The organism is Pseudomonas alliivorans (genome assembly GCF_017826695.1).
GTDB lineage: Bacteria > Pseudomonadota > Gammaproteobacteria > Pseudomonadales > Pseudomonadaceae > Aquipseudomonas > Aquipseudomonas alliivorans.
Genome location: NZ_JAFFZW010000003.1, coordinates 499,070 through 511,270 on the forward strand (window position 1 = coordinate 499,070; position 12,201 = coordinate 511,270).

Below are 12,201 nucleotides of genomic sequence, written 5' to 3' on the forward strand. Positions count from 1 at the left end.
GCATCAGTCCGAGGTATCAGAGTCTCTTGGCCCGTACCGTCGACCGACTGCGCGTTTGCGGGAATGGGTAAGATAATCCAGGCCTCGAATTTCCAGCATGCCTTGATCAATGTCATTGAACGCGCGACTGTTTGTTGAGTGAGAGGGGGCCTGTCGATAAGGCAAAGCCATTTCAGGGAGAAATCCTTTCCCGTTACCTGCAATAGCGGTTTCAACCCATTGCGCCACTGACTCTTTGGCGTTACCACCTTTCAAGACGAAGCGTTCCAGGTTTTCCCGTCCGAATTCGGCATTGAATTTTCTTATAACGTTTTTATAAGGCACTGTGTTTTTCAGTGCATCCAGCGTTTCGCCTCTTACCGCGCTGAAGCTCAATGTTTGCAAGCTGGGAAGCGTTTCCGACGCCGTGGAAATGGGCGTGGTGATGTACTTCATTTTAGGAGCTAGCCAAGCAGCGTAAGGTCGTTTCCTGAACCGTTGGACAGCGCTCAGTACCCACACCGCCGCTGGAAATGACAGGTGACCCTCAGGATCGACTAAATTGATCGGGTCACCTGCACAGTACGCATACGCATTCAACCCGCCCTCGCCAAACGGACTCAAACGGTCCGGGCTGTTGAACCTCATCAATACCGGATTGAACGCTCTGTAACCATTGCCCAGAAGATAGTGCCCGGTTACCCGATCTGCCGGTTGGCCATTGAAGCCGGGTAGGCTCATGGAATTGGCTTGTGGATGCCGATGACCGTACGGCGTAAATGAAGCCCCCTCCCCGGGTGTGGCGATGACCGATGACTGCTGATCGGTCGCTAGCAACACACATGTTGTCGTCTGGTTCTGCCCAACCCGAAGCGCCAACAACTGTTCATCGGCGTGCAGCAGTGTGCGCTGTGTGTGTCCCTGAATGTGCGTAGTCAGACGGTTCTTTTCATAGAAAAGCTTCAGGCTGATTTGACCTTGAAGTTCGCTGCGTGCCAAGCGATCTACCGCGTCATAGTGATAACGGCAAAGCTGTACCTGTGCGATCGAGCTCATGGGGCTTAACCTTCTCTGACGTGAATCACTCAGGTTTGAGCCTGCTCGAAGCCCGGTTCGCAGCCTAGCTATCAAGACTGTCAGGTAAAGCCCGTCTGGACGTCACGCTCAAGCGTCGCAATCGGAAATAACCGCTATCTCCCGTGAGGCTTCGGGAACAAGCCATGGTCCATTCAGTCAAAAAGTCTGTTTTACCGCCCACTCACGGGCGGTTCAGGTTTGATGAGGTTGACCGAATGAAGACTGCACGCGTGATGGCACTGGCAACGTTGATGAGCCTGGCGGCAAGCCCGGTGTTTGCCTTCAACCTGAATGACGCAGCGAATGCGGTTTCCAACGCCACCGGCGGGAATCAGAAAGCCACCGCTGCGCCTGAAGCCGCAGGCCTGCTCAACGCGCTGGGCTCTCAGCTCAACGTGACCCCGGAACAGGCGGTTGGCGGGACAGGTGCGTTGCTGGGGTTGGCGAAGAACAAACTGGCCGGCAATGATTACTCGCAACTGGCTAAATCGGTTCCCGGTCTGGAGCAACTCTCCGGTACTTCGGCACTCGACAGCCTGGGCGGTGCCAACGGCCTGGGCAAGCTGTTGGGCGGGAGCAAGGCAGGCGACAATTCGATGCTCAACAGTGCCTTGGGCAACGTGCAGAGCATGGGCGATGTGAACAATGCCTTCAAGGCACTGGGCATGGACAGCAGCATGGTCAGCCAGTTTGTGCCAGTGATTCTGCAATACCTCGGTCAACAAGGTGCGGGCGGTTCGGCGTTGCAGAGTCTGAGTGGAATCTGGGGCGCGGGTCACTGATTGAGGCGATCAACTCGGCGTACTGACTGATTCTTCTGAAGCAACACCTTGCCGGTTTTATATAGATGCTGGTCTGCGGTGCCAGAGGTCAGCGCTCCAAGCAGGTTGAATGTCAGGCCAACTATCGGCGTTGAACTTCCCCCTCGCGCGCTTACCATGCTGGCCCATTTCAGGGCCGCTTCGACGTGTGCTGCTGTATTGCTTAACTCGCCGACTTGCACCTTCACGGCCAGGTCCGCGTAATATTTCGCATGGGGCAAGGTGAGATCGGTGTCCCCGTGGCTGGCAAGGTTACGATTGACTGAGGCAAGTTTCTCGATGAAAGGCGAATCCTTGTTGAAGTTCTTGACCGTCTCTTCGATATGTTTTCTGGATTCGGACATTGTCCCGGACGAAAGGGTATTCCTGCTCAGGGCCCTGTCCACGGTCCGAATCATGCCGTCTTCGGTAATCAGGCTGGACGTGACGGCGGCGGTGCGGTTGAACCGTCTGAGTCGCACGCTGGCCATGCCTGCCATTCCCAGTATTGAGTAGTGCCCTGTGGGATCCGTGTGGTTGATGGGATCACCCTTGCAGTAGGCGTAGGCGTTGAGACCTCCGTCACCGAAGGGGCTTAGAGTGTCGGCGCTGTTGAAGTGCATCAGTACCGGGTTGAAGACACGTGCTCCATTACCCAGCAGATAATGGCCTGTGATCGGGTCGGGTATCTGGCCTGTGTAACCCGGAAGGTAGTCCGAGCGCTCTTTTGCGGGGGCTCCGTAAGGAGGGTAGTTGAACGCCTGATGCTGCTGAGGAGAGATACCGTACAGTACCGAGCCTGATCGATCTGTGGCCAACAGGTGGTTGCGCGGTCCGCTGTCATTCGTTTGCATGACGGCCAGCAGCCTCTCTTCGGCCTGCAAAAGGGTGAGTCGCTGAGGCCCTTTCAGTTCGGTGAGCAGGCGGTCTTTCAGGTAAAACTTTTTGACACTCGCCTGAAGCTCAGGCGTGCAAGCCGCGAGGCGATCCAGTGCATCATAGCGATAGGTACCCAGCGGGGTATAAGTGGGTGGCAGCACGGTCGAGCTCTCCTGTCCTCTTGGGATCAGTCTCAATCGCTCGCGAAAAGTCGTCTACCTGTCGAAACTGCTAGTCAGTGCTTTGTCGCTTCCAGCCTTAACGCCGCAATCCGTGCATCCTTCTCGATCCACAGCTGGTTGACCCAGCCCTGAATCTTCTCGCGAAACACTGGATCGTTCTCATAGTCACCCTGCCACAGCCAGGGCTCCAGCTCGCGGGTCTTGATATCAACGATTACTTTCGGCACGCGCCCGCACAGCATGTCCCAGAAGCCTGGAATGCTGGAGCCGGGATACACGACCGTGACGTCCAGAATCGCATCCAGTTGTTCACCCATCGCCGCCAGCACGAACGCCACACCACCTGCCTTGGGCTTGAGCAGGCTGGTATAGGGTGAGGATTGAGCCGTATGTTTTGCGGGCGTGAAGCGCGTGCCTTCCAGATAGTTGACGATGGTCACCGGCTGGCGCTTGAACAACTCACACGCTGCCTTGGTGATTTCCAGATCCTTGCCCTTGAGTTCCGGGTTCTTTGCCAGAAACGCCTTGGTGTAGCGTTTCATGAACGGATAATCCAGCCCCCACCAAGCCAGGCCAAGAAGCGGCACCCAGATCAGTTCTTTTTTCAGAAAAAACTTGAAGAACGGGGTGCGCCGGTTGAGTGCCTGAATCAGCGCCGGGATATCGACCCAGGACTGATGGTTGCTGATCACCAGATACGAAGTGTCATTGCGCAAGCCTTCGTCGCCACGGATATCCCACTGCGTGGGAATGCAGGCCGCGAAGATGAGCTTGTCGATCTCGGCCCAGGTTTCGGCAATCCACATGACCGCATGCGAGCAGTGATCACGCATTCGGCCTCTGAACAGTAGTTTGAGCAGAGCAAAAACCAGCAATGGGCCAATCAATATGAGTGTGTTGATCAGCAGGAGCGTGGCGACTGAACAGCCGGTAAGCACACGGCGCATAAGAGACTCTTGAGCGTTCTGGGGCGCCAATGATAAAGATCATCACGTTTGCCGCCAATTACACAGGTACTTACAAATGTTTCATGTGCGGGGGATTATGCTCACAAAACCCCGAGCTGCCGAACCAACGGCAGGTTCGCTGTCTAAAACCGGGCGCCAATCAGGCGTTGTCCATTGTGAGGAACCTTGCACGTGAAACCGATTCTGGCGCTGTTGTCCCTGCTCGCTCTGCCTGTCATGGCAGCCGAACCGACGCTGTATGGTCGTTACGAGAACATCAAGGTGGTGGACGTCGGCCAGACCTTCAAGGCCAAGATGGACACCGGTGCGTTGACCGCTTCGCTGTCGGCCAAAGATATCGAGCTGTTCAAGCGTGATGGCGATGACTGGGTGCGTTTCCGTCTGGCGACCAAGGACGCCGACAGCAAGGTCTACGAGCACAAGGTTTCGCGAATCAGCAAGATCAAGGGCCGCTCCGAAGGCGATGACGAAGACGATGAAGTCATCGACCCGACCAAGCGTCCTGTCGTGGACATGGAGCTTTGCCTGGGCGACAAGAAGCGTACCGTCGAAGTCAATCTGGTGGACCGCAGTCACTTCAACTACCCGCTGCTGATCGGTGCCAAGGCGCTTCGCGAGTTCGACGCAGCCGTCAATCCGGCACGCCGCTATACCGCCGACAAGCCCGATTGCTGATTGACGCAGAGGGCTGAAATCGCGCAACGTTTCGCCCTCTCTCCCAGCGCTCGGATGCCATGCCGCACATATTGATTGTCGAAGACGAAGCCGCAATTGCCGATACGCTGGTCTATGCGCTGCAAAGCGAGGGCTTTACCACGTCATGGCTCAGCCTGGGGCAGGACGCTATCCATCATCAGCGCGCATCGCCCGCCGACCTGATCATTCTGGATATCGGCCTGCCGGACATCACCGGTTTCGAGACGTGCAAGCAGCTGCGGCGCTTCAGCGAAGTGCCTGTCATGTTCCTGAGTGCGCGTGATGGGGAAATCGACCGGGTCGTGGGGCTGGAGATCGGAGCCGACGACTACGTTGTCAAACCGTTCAGCCCGCGAGAGGTGGCGGCGCGGGTCCGGGCCATTCTCAAGCGTATGCAGCCGCGTACTGCACCTGTTTCAGAAAACCAGCCGTTCACGGTCGATCTTGAGCGTTTTCAGATCAGCTACCGTGCCCACCCCTTGAGCCTGACCCGTCACGAATTCCGCCTGCTGCAATGCCTGTTGGCTCAGCCCGAGCGCGTGTTCAGTCGTGAACAGTTGCTCGACGCGATGGGCGTGTCGGCAGATGCCGGGTACGAGCGCAGTATCGACAGCCACATCAAGAGCGTACGCGCCAAGCTGCGAATTGTGGCGGCGGATGCAGAGCCGATCCAGACCCATCGCGGGCTGGGTTACAGTTTCAGCCCGGGCCACAGCTGATGCCGTTGAGCATCCGGATCTTTCTGGTCTACGCGGTGTTCATCGCCCTGACCGGCTATTTCGTGCTTAGCACGGTGATGAAGGAAGTCCGCCCCGGCGTGCGTCAGTCCACCGAAGAAACCCTGGTCGACACCGCCAATCTGCTGGCCGAGATCATTCACGATGATGTGAGAAACGGCACCTTGGACCAAAGTCATCTGCCTGGCGCGCTCAAGGCCTATGGTCTGCGTCAGCCCGCGGCGACGATCTGGGGCTTGCCGAAAAATCAGGTCAACAACCGTATTTACGTGACCGACGCCAACGGTATCGTCCTGCTCGATTCCAGCGGGCAGGCAGTGGGGCAGGACTATTCACGCTGGAACGATGTGTATCTGACCCTGCGCGGCGAGTATGGCGCGCGTTCGACCCGCAGCGATCCCGACGATCCGAATTCGTCCGTCATGCACGTTGGCGCGCCGATTCGAGACAACGGCCGGATCATTGGTGTGGTCACGGTCGCCAAGCCCAACAGCTCGTTGCAACCCTATGTCGACCGCGCCGAGCGGCGATTGCTCTGGTATGGCGCTGGCCTGATGGGATTGGGTCTGTTGCTGGGCGTGCTGTTTTCCTGGTGGCTGGGGTCGGCCTTGCGGCGTCTGACCGGTTACGCCCAGGCGGTCAGCGAAGGGCGCCGTGTCGAACTGCCGCATTACCGTGGAGGCGAGCTTGAGCAACTGTCTGCGGCGGTCGAACACATGCGCACGCAGCTGGAAGGCAAAGCCTACGTCGAGCGCTACGTGTATACGCTGACCCACGAACTGAAAAGCCCGTTGGCGGCCATTCGCGGCGCTGCCGAGCTGTTGCAGGATGAAATGCCACGCGAACAGCGACAGCGTTTCGTCAGCAACATCGAGGGCGAGAGTGCCCGTTTGCAGCAACTGATCGAGCGCTTGCTTAACCTGGCGATGGTCGAACAGCGCCAGGGCTTGGAAGAACGGCTTCCAATTGCCCTGACGGAACTGATCGATGAACTGCTGGTGACCAGAAGCACCCGGATCGAGCGGCAAGGTTTACGCATCGACATTCAGATCGATCCAGGTCTGCGGCTGCTGGGTGAGCGCTTTCTGCTGAGTCAGGCACTGGCCAACCTGATCGATAACGCTCTGGACTTCATCCCCGTCAATGGAAGGCTGAGCCTGACCGCCAAGCCTGAGGGTGAGCGGATCCGCTTCACGCTCTTTAACGACGCCTCCCCGATTCCCGACTACGCCTTGCCGCGTCTTTGCGAGCGCTTCTACTCCTTGCCACGTCCTCACAACGGTCGGAAAAGCACCGGGCTGGGGCTGAATTTCGTGGAAGAAGTCGTGCAGTTGCATGCAGGGGAAATGCGCATCGGGAATGTCGAGGGCGGGGTCGAGGTGAGTCTGTTGCTGCCTACGGTTGAGTAAGGGCAAATGTGACGTTTCGGGCTCCTGTCAGGTGGATTGTTGCGGTTGGCCAGGATGAACGACAGCGCAAATCGACGCTTCATCAAGGACTCAGGTCAGCTGCACGTCGAAGTGTCATACGTGTAAGTTCCGATGGCTTACCCAGGCGAACGGCAAACCCAGGCCAGAGTGCGGTGCCGTTGTTGACATATAACTGCATGTTTCCAATGGTGTAGAGCCCCGAAACGAATCCGCCGTTAGCTAGCGCTATAAGTCGGTCTAGACCCAGGATCATTCCGCCGTGGGTATGACCCGAAAGTTGCAGTGCTACTCCATGGCTCGCGGCGTCACGCGCATTCCTGGGTTGATGATCAAGCAGAATGACTGGCGCATCTTTTGGCGCACCTGCGAGAGCGTGCGGCAGATCGGGGGGCGGAAAGCCTGTCTCAGGAGCCGTTACATCTGTAACCCCCGCCAACACAACCTGGGCACCCTGGCGTTCTATCACGGTGTGACTATTGGACAGAGGCATCATCCCCAGAGAGACAAAGTGCTGTATCCAAGCCTTGTTATCAAAAAAGTATTCGTGATTCCCGGGAATGACATAAACGCCATCGGGTGCCCGGAGCTCACGCAGTGCTTCGATATCCTGCCTTCGGTCGTCAATCGATCCGTCAATGAGATCACCCGTCACCACAATCAGATCAACACCGAGAGCGTTCGAAGCCTTCACGACTGCCTGCGTCCAGGTCTCGTCATACAGACGACTGATATGCAGGTCAGTCAGCTGCAGCGCCTTGTACCCTTCGAATTGAGAGGGCAGGCCTTTGACTGCAATGACGACGTCTTTAACCGGCGGCACGCGCACCGCCTGTTGAACGCCGATGGCTGCCAGTACCATTGCAATTATGCCTATTCCATAGCGCAGCCATCCCGGTACGGTGACCCAATTCTGTCGAATCAGAGCGATCAGCAAGGTGCTCAGGTCTACGACAAGCTGGAGTACGGCGACCAACAGGATCGCACCGAATGCCCAGTTGAAAAGCATCACCAGGTAACGTGGAAACTCCGGAGAGAAGACGCTCCCCGATGAAATCCGCGCAAACAAATGGTATTGCGAGGCAAGCAGCATTAGGAGCGCCACCGCAATTTTAGCTGATGGTGCCCACGGCATTGGCCAGACAAACCGCGTGATGACATACAGGCAAGGCATGCTGAAAATGACATGAAACATGAACTACTTCCCGCCGGACAAAAGGGCGTGCGTTGCGGGTTCGTCAGAGCGCGGCACCTGTGTTTGTTCCGGGATTCCGGTCTCCAGTAGTCGATGGCGAGCAGCACTGTCGTTAGCAATCATCCAGCCCGGATACTCGAATGCCAATGAGCTCGTCGCTTCAAGGGCATTGATCTCTTCGTATGAAAGACTGAGACCGATGGCCTGAAGATTACGCTCAAGCTGATCCACGCTCTTTACACCCAGGATCGTGCTGGTGACACTTCGCTTGTGACGCATCCAGGACAGTGCCACAGATTCCAACGACACATCGCTAGCTGAGGCGACTGCATCCATTGCCGACAACAGAGACTGACCTCGCACTTCATCTACCGGTGGAAATTGGATAGATGCGCGTCGTCCAGTCTTTGCGTCGACGCGATACTTGCCGGTGAGATAGCCGCCAGCTAACGGGCTGAAAGCAATCAGTCCCAGGCCTTCCGATTCAAGCATCGGTATGATTTCGCGTTCTACGTCGCGTCCGATCAATGAGTAGTAACCCTGGTATGACTGAAACCGGCTGAGACCCAACTTATCCGAGATGCCCAGCGCTTTGCTGACCTGCCAGGCCGCCCAGTTTGAAACGCCGACGTACCGGACATGTCCTTGTCGTACGAGATCATCAAGCGCCCGTAGCGTCTCTTCGACAGGGGTTACAGGATCCCAGCCGTGCAGTTGGTAAAGGTCGATGTAATCAGTACCCAGCCTTTTCAGGCTTTCCTTGGCCTGCTGGATCAGATGGCGATGCGATGAGCCGCCGTCATTAGGGCCGCTACCGGTGGCATGCCCTGCTTTGGTCGAAAGCACTACATCGTGGCGGGCGACTCCATGCTTCTTGAGCGTCGCCCCAACCATAGTCTCGGCCTGTCCGCTCGAGTAGACGTTGGCGGTGTCGATGAAATTGATTCCTGCATCAAAGGCGCTGGCAGTAATCTGATCCATCGTTTCCTGCTGAACGCCTCCAGCTGCCGCGTATTGCGGCGCAGGCGTACCAAAGGTCATTGTCCCGAGGCAGAATTCGGATACGAATAAGCCGGTGTTGCCGAGTCTGTTGTAGCGCATAGGGAGTGCCTTTCGTGATGAGCGGTTACAATCATCAGGCCACAGATATACGAGACTGGCAAGTTCCGAATTATTTCGGTACGGTAAATCATCGAGTGAAGGGATAAACAGGTTGACCCGCAAAGACCAAAAAGCCACTCAAAACGGCGATGAAGAAACAGCTTCAGGAGCCTTGCCTACGCGGGGTCGCAAGCGCGATCCTGCTCGTGACGCAGCCATTCTCGATGCCGCAATAGAGGTACTGGCTGAATCTGGTTACGACGGTATGACCATGGATATGGTCGCGTCGCGAGCACGAGCCGGAAAAGCAACTGTTTATCGGCGCTGGAGCTCCAAGGCGGAGCTGATTATTGATGCTGTTGCCCATCTCAAACGTGGTCAGGTCGATATCGAAAGCCTTCCTGATACCGGTACATTGAGAGGCGATCTGCTGGCTCTCTTCAAGCCGCAGTCGGCTGAGGAGGGTGAGCAAAAAATGCGCGTGATGGCTGGACTGGCCTCTGTATTACTGCTGCATCCGCAATTGGCTGAAGCCGGAGATGCCGCAATTGTCGAACCTTGGGCTGCGGTAAACCGCATGTTGATGCGAAGGGCGCTGGAGCGCGGAGAAATCTCGGTAAACGCCGATATTGAGGCCGCGTCCCAGGTGCTTCCGTCAATGGCGGCCTACCGAGCGTTGATTCAGCGCAAGCCATTCGATTTGCAGTTTTTGACGACGATGATTGATGGAGTGCTGTTACCGGCGCTCAAAAACTCGAACTCGGCCTGACGTCAGCTAGGCAAAGGCGAGAATCGTTATGATTTATTGCCTGTCATCGGTTCTCTCTCTGCCGCAAGAGATCATGGACCTGAGTCTGCATCAATCTGCTCAGGCCCCCAGTGATAGAGCCACCAGGTAGTATCAGCCTGCCGCTAGGCATTACTGGTGCTTGATCAGGCACCACACAATCTCCACACAACGCCCATCCTGCCTCCACACGTCCATTCCAGACTCTCCCCATCGAAAAACAGGGAGAGCCCCATGAACCGAAATCTGGCTGTAAAACTGGGCACCATTGCGTTGCTGATCATCCTGTTGCTGATTCCATTGTTGATGATCGGCAGCTTGATCACGGATCGGCAGTTGCAGCGCGACGGGGTGCTGGACGATATCGCGCGTAGCGCAAGCTTCAGCCAGCGTCTGACCGGTCCGCTGCTCGTCGTGCCGTATCGCAAGAACGTACGCCTCTGGAAGACCAACGCGCAGACCGAAGAGCGTTACCTTGAGACTGCCTCTCAGCGTGGCTATCTGTACTTTCTGCCGGAGCGTTTCGAACTGGATGGCAAGGTACAGACCGAACTGCGTTCGCGAGGCATTTACGAGGCGCGGCTTTATCATGCCGATAACCACATCAGCGGCCAGTTTGTATTGCCCGAGCAGTTAGGTGTCACGGATGACTTTGCCGACTACACCTTCGAGAAGCCTTATCTGGCGCTGGGCATCAGTGATATTCGAGGTATCGAAAGCTCTCCCAGACTGCTGATGAACGGACAGACGCTGGACCTGTTGCCGGGATCGCGAGTCGAGTGGCTGGGCGAAGGGGTCAGCGCCAACTTGCCGATACTGGAAGGTCGCGAGCAGGTCACGCTGGATTTCGCGTTCGACCTGCGTCTGCAGGGCACCGGCCAGTTCGAGGTCGCGCCGGTGGGCAAGTCCAGTCGTGTGCAGTTGAGTGCCGACTGGCCACACCCGAGTTTCATCGGCAATTACCTGCCGACCCAGCGCGAGATCACCGATAAAGGCTTCAGTGCTGCGTGGCAGGCCTCGTTCTTTTCCACCAATCTGGAAGACGCGCTAAGGCGCTGCCTGACGGCGCAGACCTGCGAAGACTTCAAAAGCCGCAGTTTCGGCGTGAGCTTTGTCGATCCGGTGGATCAGTACCTCAAGAGTGACCGGGCGATCAAATACGCACTGTTGTTCATCGCGCTGACCTTCGCCGGGTTCTTCCTGTTCGAAGTGCTGAAAAGCATGGCCGTGCATCCGGTTCAATACGCACTGGTGGGTGCGGCGCTGGCATTGTTCTACCTGATGCTGTTGTCGCTGTCCGAGCATCTGGGGTTTGCCATGGCCTACCTGCTGTCGGCGAGCGCCTGTGTGTGTCTGATCGGTTTCTATGTCAGTCACGTGCTGCGCAGCGTGCTTCACGGGGCGGGGTTTGCAGCGGGTCTGAGCGCGTTGTACGGGTTGCTCTACGGACTGCTCAGTGCCGAGGATTACGCGTTGCTGATGGGCGCATTGCTGCTGTTCGGCCTGTTGAGTGTGTTCATGGTCCTGACCCGCAAGCTGGACTGGTACGGCATTGCGATCAGTCGCCCAGGCCGGCCGCTCGATACCGGTCTGGAGGTGCGTCATGAGTAAGTGGCTCGGTTTGCGCGAGGATCAGGCACGGGCGCGCTGCCTGATCTCCATCATCGTCAGTCAGTTACCGGAGCCGCCACGCTCCCGTGCAGGCCACGGCAACCGATCACGCAGCCTCAGGCCGGTGGCTGAGTTGCCAGCATCGAAGGTCGCTGGCTGACTTCCAGATACCAGTTGGCCAGGCGCGGATAGGCACCGCGCCAGTGCAGATCAGGCTGGCGGAAATCCAGATACCCCAGCGCGGCCGCGACGCTGATGGACGCCACATCGAATGACGAGCTGAGTTCGGTGATGGCGTCCTGCTCCAGATAGCTGAGCGTGCGTTCGATCTTTGCCTGCTGGTTTTCCAGCCATAGATCCCAGTGCTTCTCGGCAGGGCGCAGGGCAGTCTCATAACGGATCAGGATGGCAGCATCGAGTATGGCATCAGCCAGCGACGCAAGAGTCAGACGCCTCCAGCGTGCCGAGCCGTCGCGCGGGATCAGCGGATTGCCGACGTGCTGGTGGTCCAGATAGTCGAGGATGACCCGGCTGTCGTGGATCACATTACCGTCGGCCAGGCGCAGGGCCGGGAGTTTGCCTGCCGGGTTGTCGCCGTTGAGTTCCTCAGACGGATTGACCGGTGTCAGCACGGTGGTATGCAACTGCACGCGGTCAACCTGACCGGTTTCATGCAGCAGCACCACCACCTTGCGGGCGAAAGGAGAGGCCGCGTTGAAGTACAACGTCATCTGGGGGGCAGACATGGGTGTTCCTCGACTG

At 57.3% G+C, this 12,201-nt stretch carries 13 protein-coding genes; 7 read left to right on the plus strand and 6 right to left on the minus strand.

Going from position 1 to position 12,201, the window contains the following annotated elements; translation table 11 throughout:
* Positions 1-3: 3 nt before the first annotated feature.
* Positions 4-1,035 carry an RHS repeat-associated core domain-containing protein gene (locus JTJ32_RS11445; protein WP_210042084.1) on the minus strand — a complete coding sequence of 344 codons (1,032 nt, stop codon included), beginning with the start codon at positions 1,033-1,035 and terminating at the stop codon, positions 4-6.
* A 236-nt stretch (positions 1,036-1,271) separates the two neighbouring features.
* On the opposite strand from JTJ32_RS11445, the gene JTJ32_RS11450 reads away from it, so the two are divergent.
* Positions 1,272-1,838 carry a DUF2780 domain-containing protein gene (locus tag JTJ32_RS11450; protein ID WP_099228672.1) on the plus strand — a complete coding sequence of 189 codons (567 nt, stop codon included), beginning with the start codon at positions 1,272-1,274 and terminating at the stop codon, positions 1,836-1,838.
* On the opposite strand, the gene JTJ32_RS11455 is transcribed toward JTJ32_RS11450, so the two are convergent.
* Positions 1,832-2,896: an RHS repeat-associated core domain-containing protein gene (locus JTJ32_RS11455; RefSeq protein WP_210042085.1), complete on the minus strand. Its 1,065-nt coding sequence runs from the start codon at positions 2,894-2,896 to the stop codon at positions 1,832-1,834. The genes JTJ32_RS11450 and JTJ32_RS11455 overlap by 7 nt on opposite strands.
* A gap of 74 nt (positions 2,897-2,970) precedes the next feature.
* Positions 2,971-3,864, minus strand: a complete 894-nt coding sequence (locus JTJ32_RS11460; RefSeq protein WP_184322253.1) for a 1-acylglycerol-3-phosphate O-acyltransferase, YihG family — start codon at positions 3,862-3,864, stop codon at positions 2,971-2,973.
* Positions 3,865-4,056: 192 nt separating this feature from the next.
* Between JTJ32_RS11460 and rloA2 the strand changes: the two genes are divergently transcribed.
* Genes rloA2 through creC form a run of 3 tightly spaced genes read left to right on the plus strand, consistent with a single transcriptional unit; the run spans position 4,057 to position 6,727 of the window.
* On the plus strand, positions 4,057-4,560 hold the full coding sequence (rloA2, locus tag JTJ32_RS11465) for a retropepsin-like aspartic peptidase RloA2 (RefSeq protein WP_024685145.1): 504 nt from the start codon (positions 4,057-4,059) through the stop codon (positions 4,558-4,560).
* Positions 4,561-4,619: 59 nt separating this feature from the next.
* Entirely contained in the window at positions 4,620-5,300 is a 681-nt protein-coding gene (creB, locus tag JTJ32_RS11470) for a two-component system response regulator CreB (RefSeq protein WP_210042086.1), read from the plus strand.
* The gene (creC, locus tag JTJ32_RS11475) at positions 5,300-6,727 is read left to right on the plus strand and encodes a two-component system sensor histidine kinase CreC (RefSeq protein WP_210042087.1); all 1,428 of its coding nucleotides are present in this window, start codon (positions 5,300-5,302) and stop codon (positions 6,725-6,727) included. The genes creB and creC overlap by 1 nt, the downstream gene beginning before the upstream one ends.
* A gap of 82 nt (positions 6,728-6,809) precedes the next feature.
* On the opposite strand, the gene JTJ32_RS11480 is transcribed toward creC, so the two are convergent.
* Together JTJ32_RS11480 and JTJ32_RS11485 are read right to left on the minus strand one after the other, a co-directional pair.
* Positions 6,810-7,940 (minus strand): metallophosphoesterase, encoded by a 1,131-nt coding sequence (locus JTJ32_RS11480; RefSeq protein ID WP_099228667.1) that lies wholly within the window; start codon positions 7,938-7,940, stop codon positions 6,810-6,812.
* 3 nt (positions 7,941-7,943) lie between these two features.
* Complete coding sequence (locus JTJ32_RS11485; RefSeq protein ID WP_099228666.1) at positions 7,944-9,041, minus strand: aldo/keto reductase; 1,098 nt, start codon at positions 9,039-9,041, stop codon at positions 7,944-7,946.
* 112 nt (positions 9,042-9,153) lie between these two features.
* Between JTJ32_RS11485 and JTJ32_RS11490 the strand changes: the two genes are divergently transcribed.
* From JTJ32_RS11490 to JTJ32_RS11500, 3 genes are all read left to right on the plus strand, one after another.
* Positions 9,154-9,810, plus strand: coding sequence for a TetR/AcrR family transcriptional regulator (locus JTJ32_RS11490; RefSeq protein ID WP_210042089.1), 657 nt, complete (start codon positions 9,154-9,156; stop codon positions 9,808-9,810).
* Positions 9,811-10,062: 252 nt separating this feature from the next.
* Positions 10,063-11,439 carry a cell envelope integrity protein CreD gene (gene creD, locus JTJ32_RS11495; RefSeq protein ID WP_210042091.1) on the plus strand — a complete coding sequence of 459 codons (1,377 nt, stop codon included), beginning with the start codon at positions 10,063-10,065 and terminating at the stop codon, positions 11,437-11,439.
* Positions 11,432-11,599, plus strand: a complete 168-nt coding sequence (locus JTJ32_RS11500; protein WP_210042093.1) for a hypothetical protein — start codon at positions 11,432-11,434, stop codon at positions 11,597-11,599. The genes creD and JTJ32_RS11500 overlap by 8 nt, the downstream gene beginning before the upstream one ends.
* On the opposite strand, the gene JTJ32_RS11505 is transcribed toward JTJ32_RS11500, so the two are convergent.
* Positions 11,556-12,185: a glutathione S-transferase family protein gene (locus JTJ32_RS11505; protein WP_180274342.1), complete on the minus strand. Its 630-nt coding sequence runs from the start codon at positions 12,183-12,185 to the stop codon at positions 11,556-11,558. The two genes, JTJ32_RS11500 and JTJ32_RS11505, sit on opposite strands and share 44 nt — an antisense overlap.
* Between the last annotated feature and the right edge of the window lie 16 nt (positions 12,186-12,201).

Bases quoted from the DNA above. Each gene is read 5' to 3' on its own strand.
- JTJ32_RS11460 (WP_184322253.1), bottom strand. From the start codon at position 3,864: ATGCGCCGTGTGCTTACCGGCTGTTCAGTCGCCACGCTCCTGCTGATC.
- JTJ32_RS11500 (WP_210042093.1), top strand. From the start codon at position 11,432: ATGAGTAAGTGGCTCGGTTTGCGCGAGGATCAGGCACGGGCGCGCTGC.
- creD (WP_210042091.1), top strand. From the start codon at position 10,063: ATGAACCGAAATCTGGCTGTAAAACTGGGCACCATTGCGTTGCTGATC.
- creB (WP_210042086.1), top strand. From the start codon at position 4,620: ATGCCGCACATATTGATTGTCGAAGACGAAGCCGCAATTGCCGATACG.
- JTJ32_RS11480 (WP_099228667.1), bottom strand. From the start codon at position 7,940: ATGTTTCATGTCATTTTCAGCATGCCTTGCCTGTATGTCATCACGCGG.
- JTJ32_RS11485 (WP_099228666.1), bottom strand. From the start codon at position 9,041: ATGCGCTACAACAGACTCGGCAACACCGGCTTATTCGTATCCGAATTC.
- creC (WP_210042087.1), top strand. From the start codon at position 5,300: ATGCCGTTGAGCATCCGGATCTTTCTGGTCTACGCGGTGTTCATCGCC.
- JTJ32_RS11505 (WP_180274342.1), bottom strand. From the start codon at position 12,185: ATGTCTGCCCCCCAGATGACGTTGTACTTCAACGCGGCCTCTCCTTTC.
- JTJ32_RS11450 (WP_099228672.1), top strand. From the start codon at position 1,272: ATGAAGACTGCACGCGTGATGGCACTGGCAACGTTGATGAGCCTGGCG.
- JTJ32_RS11445 (WP_210042084.1), bottom strand. From the start codon at position 1,035: ATGAGCTCGATCGCACAGGTACAGCTTTGCCGTTATCACTATGACGCG.